The sequence below is a fragment of the Amycolatopsis decaplanina DSM 44594 genome, from assembly GCF_000342005.1.
Lineage (GTDB): Bacteria > Actinomycetota > Actinomycetes > Mycobacteriales > Pseudonocardiaceae > Amycolatopsis > Amycolatopsis decaplanina.
Window position 1 is genome coordinate 26732 of record NZ_AOHO01000072.1, and the last position, 20169, is coordinate 46900.

16 protein-coding genes are annotated in these 20169 nt (G+C 68.1%); 9 read left to right on the forward strand and 7 right to left on the reverse strand.

All coding sequences use genetic code 11. The features are described 5' to 3' along the window. The first annotated feature begins 52 nt into the window (after nucleotides 1-52). On the forward strand, nucleotides 53-1435 hold the full coding sequence (locus tag H074_RS29920) for an FAD-binding oxidoreductase (protein ID WP_007033818.1): 1383 nt from the start codon (nucleotides 53-55) through the stop codon (nucleotides 1433-1435). Nucleotides 1436-1446: 11 nt separating this feature from the next. Then, complete coding sequence (locus tag H074_RS29925; RefSeq protein ID WP_007033819.1) at nucleotides 1447-3000, forward strand: acetolactate synthase large subunit; 1554 nt, start codon at nucleotides 1447-1449, stop codon at nucleotides 2998-3000. Nucleotides 3001-3049: 49 nt separating this feature from the next. Here the strand turns inward: H074_RS29925 and H074_RS29930 are convergent, their stop codons facing one another. The 5 genes from H074_RS29930 to H074_RS29950 form a co-directional block, all read right to left on the reverse strand. Then, complete coding sequence (locus tag H074_RS29930) at nucleotides 3050-4477, reverse strand: MFS transporter (RefSeq protein ID WP_007033820.1); 1428 nt, start codon at nucleotides 4475-4477, stop codon at nucleotides 3050-3052. Between the two features lie 57 nt (nucleotides 4478-4534). After that, complete coding sequence (locus H074_RS29935; protein ID WP_200865829.1) at nucleotides 4535-5011, reverse strand: DUF3761 domain-containing protein; 477 nt, start codon at nucleotides 5009-5011, stop codon at nucleotides 4535-4537. Nucleotides 5012-5084: 73 nt separating this feature from the next. Next, nucleotides 5085-5837 (reverse strand): SDR family NAD(P)-dependent oxidoreductase, encoded by a 753-nt coding sequence (locus H074_RS29940; protein WP_007033822.1) that lies wholly within the window; start codon nucleotides 5835-5837, stop codon nucleotides 5085-5087. A 9-nt stretch (nucleotides 5838-5846) separates the two neighbouring features. Beyond that, on the reverse strand, nucleotides 5847-6734 hold the full coding sequence (locus H074_RS29945) for an SRPBCC family protein (RefSeq protein WP_039923673.1): 888 nt from the start codon (nucleotides 6732-6734) through the stop codon (nucleotides 5847-5849). Then, nucleotides 6727-7284 carry a helix-turn-helix domain-containing protein gene (locus tag H074_RS29950; RefSeq protein ID WP_007033824.1) on the reverse strand — a complete coding sequence of 186 codons (558 nt, stop codon included), beginning with the start codon at nucleotides 7282-7284 and terminating at the stop codon, nucleotides 6727-6729. Before H074_RS29950 ends, H074_RS29945 begins: the two co-directional genes overlap by 8 nt. Before the next feature lie 84 nt (nucleotides 7285-7368). On the opposite strand from H074_RS29950, the gene H074_RS29955 reads away from it, so the two are divergent. From H074_RS29955 to H074_RS29965, 3 genes are all read left to right on the forward strand, one after another. After that, nucleotides 7369-8445, forward strand: coding sequence for a sensor histidine kinase (locus H074_RS29955; protein ID WP_007033825.1), 1077 nt, complete (start codon nucleotides 7369-7371; stop codon nucleotides 8443-8445). Further along, on the forward strand, nucleotides 8442-9110 hold the full coding sequence (locus H074_RS29960; RefSeq protein WP_007033826.1) for a response regulator: 669 nt from the start codon (nucleotides 8442-8444) through the stop codon (nucleotides 9108-9110). Before H074_RS29955 ends, H074_RS29960 begins: the two co-directional genes overlap by 4 nt. Before the next feature lie 109 nt (nucleotides 9111-9219). Next, complete coding sequence (locus H074_RS29965; protein WP_039923674.1) at nucleotides 9220-11319, forward strand: MMPL family transporter; 2100 nt, start codon at nucleotides 9220-9222, stop codon at nucleotides 11317-11319. A gap of 68 nt (nucleotides 11320-11387) precedes the next feature. Here H074_RS29965 and H074_RS29970 read toward each other — a convergent pair whose 3' ends face one another. Further along, nucleotides 11388-13559, reverse strand: a complete 2172-nt coding sequence (locus H074_RS29970) for a 3-hydroxyacyl-CoA dehydrogenase NAD-binding domain-containing protein (protein ID WP_007033828.1) — start codon at nucleotides 13557-13559, stop codon at nucleotides 11388-11390. Between the two features lie 10 nt (nucleotides 13560-13569). Next, nucleotides 13570-14781, reverse strand: a complete 1212-nt coding sequence (locus H074_RS29975) for an acetyl-CoA C-acetyltransferase (RefSeq protein ID WP_007033829.1) — start codon at nucleotides 14779-14781, stop codon at nucleotides 13570-13572. 157 nt (nucleotides 14782-14938) lie between these two features. On the opposite strand from H074_RS29975, the gene H074_RS29980 reads away from it, so the two are divergent. From H074_RS29980 to H074_RS29995, 4 genes are all read left to right on the forward strand, one after another. Then, nucleotides 14939-16123, forward strand: a complete 1185-nt coding sequence (locus tag H074_RS29980; RefSeq protein WP_007033830.1) for a TetR/AcrR family transcriptional regulator — start codon at nucleotides 14939-14941, stop codon at nucleotides 16121-16123. A gap of 52 nt (nucleotides 16124-16175) precedes the next feature. After that, the gene (locus tag H074_RS29985) at nucleotides 16176-17399 is read left to right on the forward strand and encodes a low temperature requirement protein A (RefSeq protein WP_007033831.1); all 1224 of its coding nucleotides are present in this window, start codon (nucleotides 16176-16178) and stop codon (nucleotides 17397-17399) included. Between the two features lie 110 nt (nucleotides 17400-17509). Next, entirely contained in the window at nucleotides 17510-18814 is a 1305-nt protein-coding gene (locus H074_RS29990) for an acyl-CoA dehydrogenase family protein (protein WP_007033832.1), read from the forward strand. Nucleotides 18815-18832: 18 nt separating this feature from the next. Continuing rightward, nucleotides 18833-20041: an acyl-CoA dehydrogenase family protein gene (locus H074_RS29995; RefSeq protein WP_007033833.1), complete on the forward strand. Its 1209-nt coding sequence runs from the start codon at nucleotides 18833-18835 to the stop codon at nucleotides 20039-20041. Nucleotides 20042-20169: the final 128 nt, after the last annotated feature.

Consider the following 20169-nt stretch of genomic DNA (forward strand, 5'->3'; position numbering starts at 1 on the left):
CGACGTACTACGCTTCGGTAACCAGGCAAAGAGGCGTGAGGAAGGGCAGTCGATGGGCGACGTTGCGTCACGGTTCGCCGAGATCGTCGGGGACACGAATTTGCTGTCGGGCGAAGCGATCCCCGAGGATTACGCGCACGACGAGGCTTTGACCACCACCGCACAGCGGCCCGCCCACCTGGCGAAACCGGGAAGCGCCGAGGAGGTCGCGGAGCTGCTCAAGGTGGCGAGCGCACACGGCGTGCCGGTCACCGCGAGAGGGTCGGGCACCGGGCTTTCGGGCGGTGCGCGGCCACACGAAGACGGCCTGGTGATCTCTTTCGAGCGAATGAACGCGGTACTGGAGATCGACACCGAAAACCACGTCGCCGTCGTCCAGCCGGGCGTCACACTGTCCGAATTGGACGAAAAGACCATGGAAGCCGGACTCGGCTACACCGTCTACCCCGGGGAACTGAGCGCGAGCGTCGGCGGCAACGTCGGGACGAACGCGGGCGGCATGCGCGCGGTCAAGTACGGCGTCACGCGGCACAACGTCGTGGGCCTGCAGGCCGTACTGCCGACCGGCGAGATCATCAGGACCGGCGGCAAGACCTCGAAGGTGTCGACGGGGTACGACCTGACCCAGCTGATCATCGGCTCCGAAGGCACCCTCGCGATCGCGACCGAGGTCATCGTGAAGCTGTACCCGCGCCTGCCGCACGGTGCCACGGTGTTCGCCCCGTTCGAGACCTTCGACGAGGTGATGACCATCGTCCCGAAGATCATCTCCAGCGGGCTCGCGCCGCACATCCTCGAGTACATCGACAACCTGACGCTCGCCGCGATCAGCTACAACGAGAAACTCAGCCTCGGCGTGCCGGACTCCATCCGTGACACCGCGCAGGCGTATCTGGTGGTGTCGCTGGAAAACCGCGACAACGACCGGCTGCACTCCGACATCGAGGAACTCGGCGGGTTGCTGGGCGACCTCGGCGCGATGGACGTGTACGTGCTCGAAGGCGCTTCGGCACGCAAACTCATCGAGGCACGCGAGAAGGCGTTCTGGACGGCCAAGGCGGCCGGTGCCGACGACGTCATCGACGTGGTGGTCCCGCGGTCCGCCATGCCCGAGTTCCTGCGCAGGGCCAGGGAAATGGCGTTGTCGCGCGAGGCGGGCGCGCTCGGCTGCGGGCACGCCGGCGACGGCAACGTCCACCTCGCCATCTTCTGCAAGGACACGGAGAAGCGGAAGCAACTGCTGACCGACATCTTCGCGCTCGGCATGGAACTCGGCGGCGCGATCTCCGGCGAGCACGGCCTCGGGAGGGCCAAGTCCGCCTACTTCCTCGACCTGGAGGACCCGGCGAAGATCGCGCTGATGCGCCGGATCAAGGAGAGCTTCGACCCGGCCGGGATCCTCAACCCCGGCGTTCTTTTCGCTGAGAGGGCTTGAAAGTGAGTGAGATGAACGGCGCCCAGTCCCTGATCCGGACACTCGTCGACAGCGGTGTCGACGTATGTTTCTCGAATCCGGGCACCTCGGAGATGCACTTCGTGGCCGCGCTCGACTCCGTGCCCGAGATGCGCGGCGTGCTCGGCCTGTTCGAAGGCGTCGTCACCGGCGCCGCGGACGGGTACGCGCGTATCGCCGACAAGCCGGCGGCCACGCTGCTGCACCTCGGTCCCGGTCTCGGGAACGGGCTGGCGAACCTGCACAACGCGCGCCGCGCGCACACCCCGATAGTCAACGTGATCGGCGATCACGCGACCTACCACAAGCAGTACGACGCCCCGCTCGAATCGGATATCGAGGCCGTCGCGGGTTCACTCGAAGGCTGGGTCCGCCGCTCCGAGCACACGAAGGACGTCGGTGCCGATGCCGCGGCGGCGGTCGCGGCTTCCCAGGACGCGCCTGGACAGGTGGCGACGCTGATCCTCCCCGCCGACGCGTCCTGGAGCGAGGGCGGCGAGACCTGCGCGCCCATCCCTCCACGGATCCCGCAAACCGTCGACGCGACGACGGTGAAGAACATCGCCGAAGTGCTGGCCAGTGGTGAACCGGTCGCACTGCTCGTCGGCGGCAGCGGCTGCCGTGAGGCCGGCCTGCGCGCGACCAGCCGGATCGCCGCCGCGACCGGTGCGAAGGCGTTCGTCGAGACCTTCCCCGCCCGGCTCGAACGCGGCGAAGGCCTGCCGACGATCGAGCGGCTGGGCTATCTCGCCGAGCAGGTCGCGTACCAGCTCGACGGGATCAAGCACGTGATCGTCGCCGGGACGAAGGCACCTGTGTCGTTCTTCGCCTACCCCGGCAAGGCGAGCAACCTGGTTCCCGAAGGCGCGCAGGTCCATGTGCTGGCCGAAGTCGCGCAGGACGTGCCGCGAGCTCTGAACGACGTCGCGGACCTGGTGGCCGCCGAAACGGAGCCGGTGCTGCAGGAGGCCGCCCGGCCCGCGCTGCCGTCCGGGCCGTTGACGCCGCAGAACTGGGTCGAGGTGATCGGCGCGCTGCTGCCGGAGCGCGCGATCATCGCGGACGAAGCGAACACCTCCGGTCTGCTGCTGCCCGCCGCGACCGCGGGGGCGCCCCGGCACGACGTGCTGACCCTGACCGGCGGCGCGATCGGCTACGGCATGCCCGTCGCGACCGGGGCGGCCGTCGCCGCTCCGGACCGGCCGGTGATCAACCTGCAGTCCGACGGCAGCGCGCTGTACACGATTTCGGCGCTGTGGACCCAGGCACGGGAGAACCTCAACGTCACCACGGTCCTGCTGAACAACCGCGCGTACGCGATCCTGCGGCTGGAGTTGCAGCGGGTCGGCGCGGACGCCAACGGCCCCAAGGCGAACGAACTGCTCGACCTTTCCCGGCCCGACATGGACTTCGTCAAGATCGCCGAAGGAATGGGCGTCCCGGCGACCCGGGCGACGACCGCGGAGGAGCTGGCCGAGCAGTTCCAGCGTGCGCTCGCCGAACCGGGACCGCACCTGATCGACGCGATCGTTCCGACGCTGTTCTGAGCGGAGCGTCCCTGCGTGCGATGAGGTCCCTCATCGCACGCAGGGCGCGCTAGTGGACCGAAGCGACCACTGGTTCGGGCTGACGCTGCTTCGGGACGAAAACGGTCAGTACGAGCCCCAGGAGTGCCGCACCGGCGGCGACCACGAAACTCAGCCGGAATCCCGCCGCGGAGGGAACGGAAACCCCGCCGACGGTGATCGCCAGCGACGCGAGCATGGTCGCCATCACCGCGCTGGACGTCGATGTGCCGACGGAGCGCATCAGCGAGTTCAACCCGTTCGCGGACGCGGTTTCGGTGACCGGCACCGAGCCCATGATCAGCGCCGGCATGGCCGCGTAAGCGATGCCCACGCCGCCGCCGATGATGATCGATGCCGTGATCAGCTCGAAGGCGTTGTCCATCAACACGGTCGCGAAGACATACCCGGCCGCGATGGTGGTGGCGCCGACCATCAGCGTCGTACGCGGTCCGTAGCGCTCGATGAGCCGGGCCGAAACCGGCGACAGCATGAACATGACCAGGCCGTTCGGCGCGAGGCAGAGCCCGGCCTGCACCATCGTCAGGCCGAGGCCGTAGCCCGTCGACGCGGGCGCCTGCAGCAACTGCGGGAACGACAACGCCATCGAGTACAGCGCGAACCCGATCATGATCGACGCGAGGTTGGTGAACAGCACCGGCCGCCGCGCGGAGACCCGCAGGTCCACGAGCGGATCCCGCCGCCGCAGCTGGTAGGTGCCCCAGACCAGCAGGATCACCACCGCGCTGCCGGCGAAGGCAAGGGTTCGGCCGCTGCCCCACCCCCATTCGCCGCCCTTGACGATCGGCAACAGCAGACAGACCAGTCCGACCGTCAGCCCGAGGGCCCCGAGGTAGTCGAACGGTGCCGGTGTCTTCACCGGTGACTCCGGCACCACGAACAGGATCAGCAGGCCGCAGACGAGTCCGAGCCCAGCCGACGCCCAGAAGAGGACATGCCAGTCGGCGTTCTGCGCGACCAGCGCCGACACCGGGAGCCCGATGGCGCCGCCGACGCCGAGCGTCGAACTCATCACCGAGATCGCGGCGCCGACCCGTTCCGGCGCGAGCTCGTCGCGCATGATGCTGATCCCCAGCGGGATCGCGCCCATCGCACAGCCCTGCAGACCACGGCCGAGGACCATCAACACGAGCGAGCTGGTCAGCGCGGACACCACCGAACCGGCGACCAGGAACCCCAGGCTGATCAGCAGCAATCTGCGCTTGCCGTAGAGGTCGCCGAGCCTGCCGCTCACCGGCATCACCACGGCTCCGGCGACCAGCGTCACCGTCACCACCCACGACGCGTCCGACGGGGTCGCGTTGAGCAGCCGGGGGAACGCCGGGATGAGCGGGACGACAAGCGTCTGCATGAACGAGGCCACCAGACCGCAGGTGGCGAGTACGACGACGAAGACCCGGGGCGAAGGTGCCCGTCCGACCGGTTTCACCATGCGCATCCCATGATCCGACCTTACACAGCACCACCCTTCTCAGTGAACGCTTGACCGAGGGAATCACAACCAGGTTCGAACCCCGCCGTGCCCGGAACAGGTACCTCGGCGATTCTGGCTGTAGCTATAGGAACCGTCCTTGCAGAGGGCGGTCGCGCCGGCGGCCGCGCCTGGCCCGGTCGCCGGCCGGTGGACACAGACGCCATCGGTGTTGCGGTAGTAGTCGCTTCCGCACTCCGCCAGGTTCGGCGCCTTCGCCGCCGGCGTCGCCTGCGTCGTCTTCGGACGTGCTTTTGTCGGTTTCGGCTCGACCTGCGTCGGCACCTCGACCGCGGTCGTGGCCGGCGGCACGAACTGCTGAGGTGTCGGAATGGGCGTGGCTGTGCTCGTGGGCGGCGCCCAGCTGCCGGCCGGCGTCGTCGACGTCGGGCTATTCTGCGGCGTGACCCGCCCGGTGGGCGCGGTCTCCACACCGCAGCCCCCGGCGACCAGCAGCCCGATCGCCAGCGCCATACCCAGCTTCGTTGTTCTCTTCGGCATAACGGCCTCCCCAGCACGTGATAGTGCCGCGTAGTCGGGAGATCGTTCGCCGGTGTTACTTCCGACGGGAAGGTCAGTCGACCATCGTGCCGCAAGTGATATTCAGCGCCGTCGCCGTCATGCTGCGTGCATGGTCCGATGCGGCGAAGGCGGCCACACGGGCGACGTCTTCGAGTGACGCCGTCCGCTTGAGCATCGTCGCTTCGACCATGTCACGGATGGCGTCGTCGAGTCCGGCGCCGGCCGGTATCGTCTCCGGAATCCCACCGGTACGCAGGGTCACCACACGGATGCCCTGCGGTCCGAGTTCGCACGCCAACCCTCGCCGTAACGCCTCCATCGCGCTGAACGCGACCTGCAGCCCGCCGAGGTGGTACCCCGGCAGCGGATCACCGTCACCGCCGAACATCAGGATCACCCCGGATCCTTGCCCGATCATGTGCCGGGCGGCCGCCCGTGCGGTCAGGAAGTTCGTCCGTACCGCCGTCCGGACCGGGCTTTCCAGGTCCTCCAACGACATCTCGACCAGCGGGGTGCCCTGGACGTCGTTGTGCGTGATCACGTTCATCGAGATGTCGACGCTGCCCGCCGAGGAGGCCACCGAAGCGGCGTGCTCGTCGATGGCGGCTTCGTCGAGCGCGTCGAACTCCGCCGTTTCCGCTTTCCCGCCCGCCGCCCGGATTTCGTCGGCCAGCGCTTCGAGTTTCTTCAGCGTGCGGCCGGTGAGGTGGACGGTCGCGCCCTCCCTGGCGAACCCGCGGGCCACCGCGCTCCCGATTCCGCCCGCCGCCCCGTAGATGATCGCGTTCCTGCCTTCGAGCAACATCGATTCCTCCTAATTGCCATCCAAGGTGATGAGTCCTTCGGGCGTTCCCTCCAAGTGGACCTCGGTCCACAGCGGGCGCCAGCCGTCGATCTCGTGAAATCGGCGCAGTTCGGCCAAACCGCTGAGCCAGCCCATCCACGAACCGTACGGCGGCTTCTCCTCGGAGAATCCACTTTGGACGAAGGTCAGCTTCGTCCCACCGTCGGAATCTTCGAGCTCCCACGAGGTGACGACACCGTGTTGGTACGCGAGCGACATACTGGAGCCGGGCACCAGATCGACGATCTTCGCTGGAGCAGAATCCTGCTCCAGCGAACCCATTGCCCAACGGCCGCCGACGTGGACCTCCGCCTCGATCCGGGCGCCGAACCAGCGTGTGAACACACCGGGGTCGGCGATCGAGGTGTAGACCTCGCCTCGCGGCGCGTCGATCAGTACTTCTTCGCTCATCAGGGGAGAAGTCAGGTCGCAGCGGGCGGTGAGCGAGCGGCCTTCGACGTGATCGACCAGGTTCGTCACGGACAGCGCCCAGAACGTGTGCATCATGCCGAGCGGCGAATCCGGGTCGGCGAGCAGCGCGTCGAAATCCGGCAGACCGGTCTGGCTGAACGACAGGGAGGTCGTGTCCCCGTCTTCCGTCAGCGCGATCTCGACGACCGTCTCCTTCCCCTCGACTGTCCAGGCGAACCGGAGGACGTAGTCCTCGGCCAGCAACAGCCGCTGGCGCGGACGATCGCCTTCCGGTGTGTAGCGACCCCAGAACTCGTACCGGGACGGCAGGTCGACTTCCGCGTACTCCGAAAGCCACTCGCGCAGTGCCCCGGGATCGATCAGCGCGTGCCAGACCTCGTCGATCGGCGCGCGCACGCGCACCCGGAACCTCGTCGGTTCAGTCACGGGCATCCCCCTTCGGGTAACAGGCCACGGCGAGTTTGAAGGCGTCGCCTTCCGCTCCGCCGTAGCGGGTGAACAGATCCTGCAAAGTCGTCTTCAGCTCGTCGAGGAACTCCTGGCGCCGCTCCGGCTCCACCCGGATCTCGCCGGAGACGCCGATCGACGGCAGTTCCGGCGCGGTCCTGTCGAGCGCGGCGACGTCCGCCTGGACCTCCTCCATGAGGTCCACCAGGTAGCCCAGGCTCAGCTCGTCCCGCGCAGCCCGCGGCCCGAGCCGGCCGACCAGCCCGGGTGACAACCAGTACGAACGGGCTGCCGCCTGGTACACGCCCTCGCTGACGGCGCGCACCTTCCGCTCCGACACCTGCTTCACGAGACCGGCTTCCAACAGTCGTTTCACGTGGTAGTAGACCCGCTGCGGCGTCTGGTCCAGTACCGCCGCCACCTCGGTGCACGACCGCGGCTCCGCCAGCTGCCGCAGGACGTCCACCCGCTGCGGTTTCAGCAACGCCTCCGCCTGCTCCAGCCGATCGAGGTACTCCACATCCTTCACGGCGCCACACCCTTGATCACAAAAATCAGTTTGAACGTAAAAATTAATTTTGTCAATCGGCCCGGATCGCGCTACTCTCGTCGTGTGGCGATCCTGCGGCGGTACGCGGCGGACATCGCGGTCACCGTGGCGGTGCTCGCGAGCTCCCTCGTGGTCTCGCTCGGCGCGAGCGCGGAACCGCCGCGCAACGCGGTCCTCGGCTGGATCTGCGCGGTGCTCGCGTGCGCCGCGTTGTTCCTGCGCCGTCGGTATCCGCTCCCGGTCACGATCTTCACCGCGGCCTGTTGCGCGATCTACTACCCGCAGACCGATCCGGACGGGTTCGTACTGCTCGCGTTCGCCTTCGCGCTGTACAACAACGCCTCGACCGGGCGGATCCGCAGCGCGGCGGTCGTCGCGGCGGCCTCGATGGGCGGCGTCGCGATCGGCGAGGCACAGACCGGCGCCGCACGGCAGGTGGACAACTTCGCGTTCCTGCTTATGGCGGGCTGGTTCATCGCACTGATCGCGGTGGGCGCCGTGACGTACTACCGCCGCGAAGCCGAGCGCACCAAGGAAACCGAGGCACAGCGCAGGGCCACGGACGAGCGGCTCCGGATCGCGCGCGAACTGCACGACGTCCTCGGCCACAACCTGGCGCTCATCAACGTCCAGGCGGGCGCGGCCCTGCACGGCAAGGATCCGGCCAAATCCGAGGAGGCACTGACCACGATCAAACAGACCAGCAAGGACGCGTTGCGTGAACTCCGCGCCACCCTGGGCATGCTGCGGCAGGCGGACACCCCGAGCCTGGCCAGCGTCGCCGAACTGGCCGAGTCGGCGGGCGCGCACGGGCTGACCGTCCGGACCGAGATCGACGGCACGGCGACGGAGCTGCCGCCCGACGTCGAACACGCCGCCTTCCGTGTCGTCCAGGAGGCACTGACCAACGTCGCGCGCCACGCCGCCGCGGACACCGTCGTGGTGCGGATCGGCTACACGCCCCATGCTGTGTCCGTGCAGATCGACGACGACGGCCGGGGAGGCACGGCGAAACCCGGCAACGGGATCCGCGGTATGACCGAGCGGGCCGAGGCACTCGGTGGCGAGCTCACGGCGACCGCGCGCGAAGACGGCGGTTTCCGTGTGCGCGCCCGGCTTCCCTTGCGGGTGAAGAAATGATCCGGGTCCTGCTCGTCGACGACCAGCGGCTGGTCCGCGCCGGATTCAAGTCCATCTTGGACGGTGAGCACGACATCACCGTGGTCGCCGAAGCGGCGGACGGCCGCGAATCCCTCGAAGCCGCGCATGAGCACAAACCCGACGTGATCCTGATGGACATCCGGATGCCGGTGATGGACGGGCTCACCGCGACCCGGCATCTGCTCGAAGACCCGGCACTGACCGGGGTCAAGGTCGTCATCCTCACCACCTTCGACCTCGACGAGGACGTCTACGGCGCGTTGCGCGCGGGCGCCAGCGGGTTCCTGGTCAAGGACACCGAGCCGGAGGAGCTGATCCACGGTGTCCGGGTGGTCGCCCGGGGCGACGCGCTGCTCGCGCCGTCGATCACCCGCCGCCTGATCTCCGAATTCGCCAGCCGGGTGGCCCGCCCCGCTCCCTCGCCTGTGCTGAACCGGCTCACCGAACGGGAACGCGAGGTGATGAGCCTCGTCGCGGCCGGCCTGTCCAACGACGAAATCGCAAAGGAACTCGTGCTCAGCCCGGCGACGGCGAAGACGCACGTCAGCCGCATCATGACCAAAGTGGATGTCCGTGACCGCGCGCAGCTCGTCGTGCTGGCCTACGAATCGGGCATGGTCACCCCTCGCTGGTTGACCCCGTGACCACAACCCCGGTAGTACGGGAAGCGCCTTAGGGGTATCCAGAAGTTGCGGGCGGACTGCCCGCCGCAGCCCGACGATTCACCGCGCGGAAAAGCCGATGCTTTCCGCCATGGACACCATCACTCTCTCTGACAGGCGGCCTGGGGGCACCCTGTCGAAGCTGGCGGGTTGGTCACAGCGCCACCGCTGGCTCGCCGTTTCGCTCTGGCTGCTCACCCTCATCGGTGTCACGCTCGGTTCACAGCTGGCCGGAAGCGCCTACCACGACGACCATTCCTTGCCGGGCACCGAATCCCAGCAGATCAGGGACCTGTTCAAGGCACAGGCTCCCGCGCAGACCGGCGCGACCGCCGAGATCGTCTTCAAAACCGACAGCGGACTCGCGACCGCACGCGGGCCGGTCGACTCGATGCTCGCCGAAGTCCGGAACCAGCCGCACGTGAAGTCGGTGACGAGTCCTTTCGACACCCCGTCGGCCATCTCGCGTGAGGGCACGATCGGTTACGCCGCGATCGCTTTCGACCTCGAGTCGAACGATCTGCCGTACGACGACATCGTGCGCGTCGTCGACACGGCGAAGAAGGCCGAGTCGGCCGGGCTCCAGGTCGAACTCGGTGGTGAGCCGATCGAGCGGACCAGTGAGAGCGGCGGCTCGTCGGAGGGCGTCGGATTGCTGGCCGCGCTGGTGATCTTGGTCTTCCTGTTCCGCTCGATCCTCGCCGCCGGGCTCCCGGTGATCACGGCGATCTTCGCCGTCGGCAGCACGCTCGGCGTGATCGTGGTCGTCAGCCGGTTCGTCGACATCGCCAGTTACACGGCGCCGCTGATGATGCTGGTCGGTTTCGGTGTCGGCGTGGACTACGCGTTGCTCATCTTTTCCCGCTACCGCGGCGAAATCCTGGCCGGTCTCGACCGCGAACAGGCGGCGCGGCGGGCACTGGACACCGCGGGCCGCTCGGTGCTGTTCGCCGGCGGCACGGTGATCATCGCGCTGCTCGGTCTGCTCGCGCTCGGCCTCGGTTCGCTGCGCGGGGTCGCGCTCGCGGTGGCGCTGACCGTGCTCGTGACGATGCTCGCCTCGATCACCCTGCTGCCCGCGCTGCTCTCCCTTTTCGGCCGCCGTCTGGAAAAGGGCATCCGCAAGCACGCCGCGAAACGACAACAAGGCAAGGCCTTGGGCAAGCTCGGGGACGCGGTACAGCGACGGCCGATGGTGCCGCTCGTGATCGGGCTGCTCGTCCTCATCGGGCTTTCCTTGCCCGCGCTCGGCATGCGCCTCGGGTTCGCCGACGCGGGCACGGATCCGGCGACGTCGACCACCCGGCAGGCCTACGACCTGATGGCGGAGGGTTTCGGTCCCGGGTTCAGCGAGCCGTTGATCGTGGTCACCGAGAACGGCGACGGCGTCGCGCTGCGACGGAAACTCGAAGCCACGCCAGGAATCGCCGAGGTGACGCCACCGATGGGGCAGGGCGTCACGACGGTTCTCGCTTTCCCCACCTCTTCACCGCAGGACGAAGCGACCGCCGAACTGGTGGAACGGTTGCGGACCGAGGTGCTACCGGATCTGCCGGGCGAATACCTGGTCGGCGGGAGTGTCGCGGCGGCGGTGGACTTCGCGGACGCCGTCGGCGCCCGGCTGCCGCTGTTCGTGCTGGTGGTCGTCGGCTTGTCGGCGTTGCTGCTGATGGTCGTGTTCCGCTCGATCCTGATCCCGCTCAAGGCGGCCGTACTGAACCTGCTCAGCATCGGCGCCGCGCTCGGCGTGATGACGGCGGTGTTCGGCGACGGCCTGTTCGGCGCGCAGCCGGGACCGATCGAGGCGTTCGTGCCGGTGCTGATCTTCGCGATCGTGTTCGGGCTTTCCATGGATTACGAGGTGTTCCTGGTGTCCCGGATGCACGAGGAATGGCGGCGCACCGGGGACGCGCGCCACGCCGTCCGCGAGGGACTCGCCTCAACCGGCGGGGTGATCACGGCCGCGGCGGTGATCATGATCCTGGTGTTCGGGGCGTTCTTGCTCAACCCCGACCGGATGCTGGCGCAGTTCGGTCTCGGGCTGGCGGTCGCGGTGCTGGTGGACGCGTTCGTGATCCGCTGTCTCGTGGTGCCCGCGGTGATGCGATTGCTCGGGGAACGCGCCTGGTGGCTGCCGCAGTGGCTGGACCGGCGGTTGCCGCACGTAGCGCTGGAACCGTCGTCCCGCTAGACCCCGGACGACATGAAAGGCCCCTTCATCGCAAATTTCGCGATGAAGGGGCCTTTCATTGCACGGGTTTACTCGTAGATCTCGCCCTTCGCGGCCTTCTCGACCAGCGACGCGGGCGGGTTGAAGTGGTCGCCGTAGCGCTCGGCCAGCTGACGCGCGCGGTCGACGAAGCCCTGCAGGCCACCCTCGTACTGGTTGATGTACTGGATGACACCACCGGTCCAAGCCGGGAAGCCGATACCGAAGATCGAGCCGATGTTGGCGTCGGCGACGGTGGTGAGCACACCCTCGTCGAAGCACTTCACGGTCTCGAGCGCCTCGGCGAACAGCATGCGCTCCTTGAGGTCCTCGAACGGGACCTCGGCGCTGCCCGACTTGAACGCGTCGCGCAGGCCCGGCCAGAGACCGGTCCGCTTGCCCGACTCGTCGTAGTCGTAGAAGCCCGAGCCGGTGGAACGGCCCTTGCGGTCGAACTCCTCCACCATCCGGTCGATGACACCCTCGGACGCGTGCGCGTTCCAGGTGCCGCCGGCGGCCTCGATCGCTTCGCGGGTCTCCTTGCGGATCTTCCGCGGCAGCGTCAGGGTCAGCTCGTCCATCAGTTGCAGCGGCGGGGCCGGGTATCCGGCCTGCGAACCGGCCTGCTCGATCGACGCCGGCTCGACACCCTCGCCCAGCGCGGCGACGGCCTCGTTGAGGAACGTGCCGATGACGCGCGAGGTGAAGAAACCGCGGCTGTCGTTGACGACGATCGGGGTCTTCTTGATCTGCAGCGTGTAGTCGAAGACCTTCGCCAGCGTGGCGGGCGAGGTCTTCTCACCGCAGATGATCTCGACCAGCGGCATCTTGTCCACCGGCGAGAAGAAGTGGATCCCGATGAAGTCCTCGGTCCGCTGCACGCCCTCGGCGAGCGCGGTGATCGGCAGCGTGGAGGTGTTGGAACCGAGCACGGCGTCGGGGTTGACGATGCCCTCGATCTCCTGGAACACCTTGTGCTTCAGCTCGACGCTCTCGAAGACGGCCTCGATCACGAAGTCGACGCCGGCGAAGTCCTCCGCCTTGTCGGTCGGCTTGATCTTGGCGAGCAGCGCGTCGGACTTCTCCTGCGTGGTCTTGCCGCGGGAAAGAGCCTTCTCCTCCAGCTTGACCGCGTAGCCCTTGCCCTTTTCGGCGCCTTCGAGGGTGACATCCTTGAGCACGACGTCGATACCGGCCTTCGCCGAGACGTACGCGATCGCGGCGCCCATCATGCCCGCGCCGACGACGCCGACCTTCTTGGCGGTGTACTTCTCGAAGCCGTCCGGACGCGAGCCGCCGGAGTTGATGCTCTGCAGGTCGAAGAAGAACGCCTTCGTCATGTTCTTCGAGACCTGGCCGGTGGCGAGGCTGATGAAGTAGCGGGTCTCGACGGTGATCGCGGTGTCGAAGTCGACCTGCGAACCCTCGATGGCCGCGGCGAGGATCGCCCGCGGGGCGGGCATGTTCGCGCCCTTGATCTGCTTGCGCAGGTTCGCCGGGAACGCGGGCAGGTTCGCCGCGAAGCTCGGGTTCGACGGGGTGCCGCCCGGGATCTTGTAGCCCTTGACGTCCCACGGCTGCACGCCGCCCTCGGGGTTGGCCTTGATCCACGCCTTCGCGGCCGGGACCAGTTCCTCGACGGTGCCGACGAGCTCGTGCACGAGGCCGAGTTCCTTGGCCTTGGCCGGGCGGTGCCGCTGGCCCTGGAGAAGCACGTTCAGCAACGCGCTTTGGATGCCCAGCAAACGCACGGTGCGGACCACGCCACCGCCACCGGGGAGCAGGCCGAGGGTGACCTCGGGGAGGCCGATCTGGCTGCCCTTGACGTCGGCCGCGATGCGGTGGTGCGTCGCGAGCGCGAGTTCGAGGCCGCCGCCGAGCGCGGCGCCGTTGATGGCGGCCACGACCGGCTTGCCCAGCTGCTCGAGCCGTCGCATCTGGCCCTTCATCAGGGCGCTGCTCTCGGTGATCTCGGCCGCGTTCTCCGGCTTGGCCTGGATCAGGTCGTTGAGGTCGCCGCCGGCGAAGAAGGTCTTCTTGGCCGAGGTGAGAACGACACCGGTGATGCTGTCCTTCTCCGCCTCCAGGCGGTCGACGACCACGCCGAGCGACTCGCGGAAGTCGGCGTTCATCGTGTTGGCGGACTGCTTCGGGTCGTCCAGGGTGAGCACGACGATGCCGTCGGCGTCCTGCTCCCAGCGGATGGTCTTCGCTTCAGTCATTGTCTCTTCCTCAGACCCGCTCGATGATGGTCGCGACGCCCATGCCGCCGCCGATGCACAGGGTGACCAGGGCGCGGCGCGCCTGACGACGCTCCAGCTCGTCGACGACGGTGCCGACCAGCATCGCGCCGGTGGCGCCCAGCGGGTGCCCCATCGCGATGGCGCCGCCGTTGACGTTGACCTTCTCCTCGTCGAGGTGCAGGTCCTTGATCCACTTGAGGACGACCGAGGCGAAGGCCTCGTTCAGCTCCCACAGGTCGATGTCGTCCGGGGTGAGGCCGGCGATCTTGAGGACCTTCTCGGTGGCCGGGGTCGGGCCGGTGAGCATGATCGTGGGCTCGGAGCCGACGGTCGCGGTGGCCACGATGCGGGCCCGCGGGGTCAGGCCGAAGTCCTTGCCGACCTGCTCGTTGCCGACCAGGACCACCGCGGCGCCGTCGACGATGCCGGACGAGTTGCCGCCGGTGTGGACGTGGTTGATCTTCTCGACCGAGTGGTACTTCTGGAGCGCGACGGCGTCGAAGCCGCCCAGCTCGCCGATACCGGCGAAGGCGGGCTTGAGCTTGCCGAGGCCCTCGATGGTGCTGCCCGGGCGACGGTGCTCGTCGTGGTCGAGGATCGTGACGCCGTTGATGTCCTTCACCGGGACGACGGACTTCGCGAAGTAGCCGCCGGACCAGGCCGCTTCGGCCTTCTCCTGCGAGCGGACGGCCCACGCGTCGACGTCCTCGCGGGAGAAGCCCTCGATGGTGGCGATCAGGTCGGCGCCGGTGCCCTGCGGGACGATGTAGTTGTCGTACGCGGTGGCCGGGTCCATGAACAGCGCGCCGCCGTCGGAGCCCATCGGCACGCGCGACATCGACTCGACACCGCCGGCGATGATCAGCTGGTCCCAGCCGGAACGCACCTTCTGCGCGGCGGTGTTGGTGGCCTCGAGGCCGGAGGCGCAGAAGCGGTTCAGCTGCACACCGGCGACGGACTCGGGAAGACCCGCGTTCAAGGCCGCGGTGCGCGCGATCACGGCGCCCTGCTCGCCGACCGGGGATACGACGCCGAGGACGATGTCGTCGATCACGGCGGGGTCGAGGTTCGGGTGCCGGACCTTCAGTTCCTCGATGAGGCCGACCACGAGATCGACCGGCTTGGTGCCGTGGAGGGCACCGCCCTTGTTCTTGCCGCGAGGCGTACGGATCGCCTCGTAGATGTAGGCCTCGCTACTCACAGAAAAACTCCTCCGCAGTACGGCGCTGTATCAGAGATGAACACAGCCGGATCGTACCGGCCAGTAGCCATGCTAATGGTCATTAACATAAACCGCGATAACCCCATGGTGTCAATGGGTTGCGATGCACGCAACCGGCGCTATCGTGTGTTCACCTATGGATCACCCGACCGAGCGTTCCCCGCGACCGCGCGACCGCAAGGCCCAGCTGGCCGGCCTCGCCGCGGAGCTCTTTCGCGCCCGCGGGTTCCACGGCGTCGGCATCAACGACATCGCCGCCGCGGCCGGGATCACCGGGCCCGCGCTGTACCGGCATTTCGCGGACAAGCAGGCTGTGCTGTCCTACGTCGTGCTGTCCGGCATCGACGACATGGAGACGGCCACCACCGAGACACTCGCCGACGTCGACCTTCCCGTGCCCGCCCAGGTCAACGCCCTGCTGGGCACTCTCGCCGCGCAGGCCGTGGAGCGGCGGGAGGTCGCCGCGCTGTGGCGCTGGGAGGGCAGGCACCTGCCCCGGGAGGGACGGCGGGAGATCCGCCGCCGGTCGGGCGCGGTGCTCGAGGCGTGGTCGAAGGCACTGCTCGCGTTGCGCCCCGAACTGACCGCCGACGATGCCGAGCTGCTGTGCTGGGCGGGGCTGAGCGTGTTCGGCAGTGTCTCCGTGCATCACACGTCCGTGGCGAAGAAACGCTTCGCACAGATCCTGGTGCAGCTGGCCGAGTCGGTGCTGCATGTCACACTGCCCGAGCCCGTGGAGCCGCCGGAAGAAACGCCGTCGCTCGCGCTCGGCGAGCCATCCCGCCGCGAGCAGATCCTCGCGGCCGCGACCGGACTATTCGGGGAACGCGGCTTTCGTTCGGTGAGCATGGAGGAGATCGGCGCGGCGGCCGGGATCGCCGGGCCCAGCGTGTACCGGCACTTCCCCAGCAAGGCGGCGCTGATGGTGGCGATCGGGCATCGAGCGGCCGACAGGCTGGCGCTCGCCGCGGAACGCGCGTTGCGGACCGACGACGAACGCGACGCGCTGCGCAGGCTGGCGGCGTCCTATGTGCACACCCTGCTGCACACGCCCGAACTGCTGGTGTCGTTCTCCGGCAGCCCCATGGAACTGCCGGAACGCGACAAGGCGGACCTGATCCGGGTCCAGCGGGACTACGTCGCGCGCTGGATCGCACTGGCTTCGGAAGTCCGGCCGGAACTGAGCCTGCGCGAAGTGAAGATCACCGTGCACGCGGCACTGACCATCGCGAACGACCTCGCGCGCACCCGGCGGGTCAACGGCCGCCCGAACATCGAGGCCGAGCTGACGACGCTGATGCACGCCGTGCTCGGAGTCTGAAGGTCAGCTCTGAGCAAACTCGCGTGTGCCGCGAAGGAGTGAAGGGCACGATGTGCGCGTGCCCACGAAACGCGGCCTGCATCTGGTGACCCGGGAAGAAGACCACAAGGTCACCACGCTGGAGCTCTTCTTCGACCTGGTCTTCGTCTACGCCATCACCCAGACCACGCAGCTGATGGCCGATCACCTCACCCCGCTCGGCATCGGGCAGGGCGTGGCGATGATCGCCGTGCTGTGGTGGTGCTGGTGTGCCTACGCCTGGCTGGCCAACACCCTCCATGTGGACCGGGGCATCGCCCAGCTGGCGATGTTCGCCGCGATGGGGACGATGTTCCTGGTCTCGCTGACCATCCCGGAGGCCTTCACCGACCTTCCCGGTGGCCTGTACGCGCCGCTGATGTTCGTCGGGTGCTACTTCGTCGTGCGGCTGCTGCACCTGACCGCGTACTTCGGCGCCGCGCGGACCGACCCGGAGCTGCGCAAGGTCGTCCTGAAGATGTTCGTCGGGCTGCTGCCGAGCGTCGCGCTGCTGACCGTCGCGGCCTTCTTCTCCGGCTGGGTACAGCTCGGTATCTGGGCCATCGCGATGCTGGCCGACTACGTCAACGTCTTCCGGACCCGGTCCTCGGACTGGCGGCTGCACCAGCCCGGCCACTTCGCCGAGCGGTTCGGGCTGATCGTGATCATCGCGCTGGGTGAGTCGATCGTGGCGATCGGCATCGGGATCAGCTCGTACCCGATGTCCTGGCCGATCACACTGGCCGCCGTCTTCGGGCTCACGCTCGCTTCGGCGATGTGGTGGATGTACTTCGCCGTCGTCGCGCACGTGTCCGAGCACAACCTGAAGCGCGCGGAGGGCGTGGAGCGAGTGCGGATCGGGACGGACACGTACACGTTCCTGCACCTCCCGCTCATCGCCGGGATCGTGCTCGTCGCGCTGGGACTGAAGAAGTCGCTGCTGTACGTGTCCGACACCGAACACCACAGCCTCGTCGACGGTCTCCACGGGACGCCCATCTGGGCGCTGACCGGCGGGTTCGCGCTCTACCTGATCGCGTTAAGCGGGCTGCGGCGGCGGAACCTGGGCTCGTGGAACATTCAGCGGCTGGTACTCGCGGCGGTCCTGCTGGCGGCGACACCGTTGCTGGAGCTGGTGCCGGCGATCGTCCTGGTCGGCGCCGTGGCGCTGGCGGCGGTAGGTCTCGTGGTCTTCGAGAGGCGCAAGATCGTGAGTAATCCGGTCCTTCCCGACCGCCCGAATCACTCACCGGCGTGACGTTCGCCTCCCCCGTGGTGGCGCATCCGCCCGAGGAGAGTTAACCTACTCACGAGTAGGTAAGCGAGGCAGGGAGACTCACCGTGGGTGCGCCTAGGAAACGAGACGCGATGGGCCTTGGCCTGTCCGCGCTCACCCGGCTGGCCGGGAGCAAGGTCATTGAACGGGCCGGACTTCGGAAGCCCGTGCAGAACCTGGTCAGTGCCGGGACGCGCAACGGCTTCCGGGTCGCGGGCGCGGCGGGACGGACCTTCAAGTCCGCCCAGAAGCTCGGCAAGCCCGCGCGGCTCGCGCCGGCCGAGGACACCGGGCTGTTCGATCTCACCCCGAGTGAGGACCAGCAGCTCATCGTCGAGACCGTGACGGAGTTCGCGGCCGAACAGCTGCGGCCGGCCGCGGCCGACGCCGACGCCAAGCTCCAGGCGCCCGAGGGCCTGTTGAGCCGCGCCGCCGAACTCGGCATCACGCTCGTCGGCATCCCCGAAGAGCTGGGCGGGGTCGGCACCGAACGGTCGGTCGTCACGAACGCGCTGGTCGCCGAGGCCCTCGCGCACGGCGACCTGGGACTGGCGGTCGCGGTGCTCGCGCCGTCCGCGGTCAGCACCGCGCTGGTGTCCTACGGCGACGAGCAGCAGCAGGCCGACTACCTGCCCGCGTTCGTCGGCGAGAACGTCCCGGCCGCGGCGCTCGCACTGCAGGAGCGCACCGCGCTGTTCGATCCGTTCAAGCCCGCCACCAAGGCCCGTCGCACCCCGAAGGGCTACCAGCTCGACGGCGTGAAGTCGCTGGTCCCGCGTGCCGCGGACGCCGAACTGTTCATCGTGTCGGCCGACCTCGAAGGTCCGGCGGGCACCAGTCCGGCGCTGTTCCTCGTCGAGTCGTCGAACTCCGGCGTCACCATCGAGTCCGAACCGGCGATGGGCCTGCGGGGCGCGGCGACCGGGAAGCTGCACCTGGAGAAGGTCGCCCTGCCCGCCGGGGCGTTGCTCGGCGGGGGCAAGGCCGAGGTCTTCACCGAAGTCGTCCGGCTCTCGCGGCTCGGCTGGGCGGCGCTGGCCGCCGGTACCGCGAAGGCCGTCCTCGACTACGTGGTGCCGTACGTCAACGAGCGCAAGGCCTTCGGCGAACCGGTGAGTCACCGGCAGGCCGTCGCGTTCTCGGTGGCCGACATCGCCATCGAACTGGAAGGACTGCGGCTGGTCGCGCTCCGCGCCGCCGCCCGCGCCGAACAGGGCAAGCCGTACGCCCGTGAGGTCGCGCTGGCCCGGAAACTGGCCGCCGACAAGGGAATGCAGATCGGCAGCGCCGGGGTGCAGCTGCTCGGCGGACACGGGTTCGTCAAGGAACACCCGGTCGAACGCTGGTACCGCGACCTCCGTGCGATCGGCGTGATGGAAGGCGCCGTCCTTCTCTAGGACTTGGGAAAGGCAGTCATGATCAACCTTGAGGTTCCGAAGAAGGCCGGCACCCTGATCAACCAGGCGTACCAGGCCGCGGCCGAGGTGTTCCGGCCGATCTCGCGCAAGTACGACCGCGCCGAGCACACCTACCCGGCCGAACTCGACATGTTCGCCGCGCTGCTGGACGGACTGAACTCCTCCGGTGAGGGCGGGGCGGGCGCGGCGGGTGTCCGCCGGTCCGAGAAGAACGAGAAACCGGGCAACCGCAACGGTTCCAATCTCAACATCGTGCTCGGCACGATCGAGATGTGCTGGGGCGACGTCGGGCTGCTGCTGTCCATGCCGCGTCAGGGGCTCGGCAACGCCGCCATCGGCTCGGTCGCCACGGACGAACAGCTCAAGAAGTTCTCCGGGCTGTGGGCCGCGATGGCGATCACCGAACCGGACTGCGGCTCGGACTCCGCCGCGATCACCGCGACCGCGCGCCTGGACGGCGACGAGTACGTGATCAACGGCGAGAAGATCTTCGTGACCGCGGGCGAGCGCGCCGACGCCGTCGTCGTGTGGGCCACTCTGGACAAGACGAAGGGCCGTGCGGCGATCAAGTCGTTCGTCGTCGAGAAGGGCACGCCCGGCTTCGAGGTGGTGCGCGTCGAGCACAAACTCGGCATCCGCGCCTCCGACACCGCCGTGCTGCGCTTCGAGAACGTCCGCGTGCCCAAGGAGAACCTCCTCGGCACGCCGGAGATCGACACCGCCAAGGGTTTCGCCGGGGTCATGCAGACCTTCGACAACACCCGGCCGCTGGTCGCCGCCATGGCCATCGGTGTCGCCCGCGCGGCACTGGAGGAGACCCGGAAGATCCTCACCGACGCCGGCGTGACCATCGACTACGACAAGCCCGTCCACAGCCAGCACGCGGCGGCCGCCACGTTCCTGCAGCTGGAAGCGGACTACGAAGCGGCGTACCTGCTGACCATGGAATCGGCTTGGATGGCCGACAACCGAAAGCCGAACTCGCTGCAGGCCTCGATGGCCAAGGCGAAGGCGGGCCGATCGGTCGTCGAGATCACGCTCAAATGCGTCGAGCTGGCCGGAACCTTGGGCTACACCGAGGAATCGCTGCTGGAGAAGTGGAGCCGGGACGCGAAGATCCTGGACATCTTCGAAGGCACGCAACAGATCCAGCAGCTGATCGTGGCGCGCCGGATCCTGGGCAAGACGTCGGCCGAACTCAAGTAGCCCGTGGGCCTCGTGAGTGGCAAGGACGGTTAGAACCGTCCTTGCCACTCACGAGGCCTTTTTCGTTTATTACCAACAGAACGACAACACCATCAAGTGAACCGCCGCGGCTGCCGGACAGAGGTACT

Excerpts from the sequence above, each read along its gene's own strand:
- H074_RS29920 (WP_007033818.1), top strand. The coding sequence starts at position 53 with ATGGGCGACGTTGCGTCACGGTTCGCCGAGATCGTCGGGGACACGAAT.
- H074_RS29995 (WP_007033833.1), top strand. The coding sequence starts at position 18,833 with ATGATCAACCTTGAGGTTCCGAAGAAGGCCGGCACCCTGATCAACCAG.
- H074_RS29935 (WP_200865829.1), bottom strand. The coding sequence starts at position 5,011 with ATGCCGAAGAGAACAACGAAGCTGGGTATGGCGCTGGCGATCGGGCTG.
- H074_RS29925 (WP_007033819.1), top strand. The coding sequence starts at position 1,447 with ATGAACGGCGCCCAGTCCCTGATCCGGACACTCGTCGACAGCGGTGTC.
- H074_RS29970 (WP_007033828.1), bottom strand. The coding sequence starts at position 13,559 with ATGACTGAAGCGAAGACCATCCGCTGGGAGCAGGACGCCGACGGCATC.
- H074_RS29940 (WP_007033822.1), bottom strand. The coding sequence starts at position 5,837 with ATGTTGCTCGAAGGCAGGAACGCGATCATCTACGGGGCGGCGGGCGGA.
- H074_RS29960 (WP_007033826.1), top strand. The coding sequence starts at position 8,442 with ATGATCCGGGTCCTGCTCGTCGACGACCAGCGGCTGGTCCGCGCCGGA.
- H074_RS29990 (WP_007033832.1), top strand. The coding sequence starts at position 17,510 with ATGGGCCTTGGCCTGTCCGCGCTCACCCGGCTGGCCGGGAGCAAGGTC.
- H074_RS29930 (WP_007033820.1), bottom strand. The coding sequence starts at position 4,477 with ATGCGCATGGTGAAACCGGTCGGACGGGCACCTTCGCCCCGGGTCTTC.
- H074_RS29980 (WP_007033830.1), top strand. The coding sequence starts at position 14,939 with ATGGATCACCCGACCGAGCGTTCCCCGCGACCGCGCGACCGCAAGGCC.
- H074_RS29965 (WP_039923674.1), top strand. The coding sequence starts at position 9,220 with ATGGACACCATCACTCTCTCTGACAGGCGGCCTGGGGGCACCCTGTCG.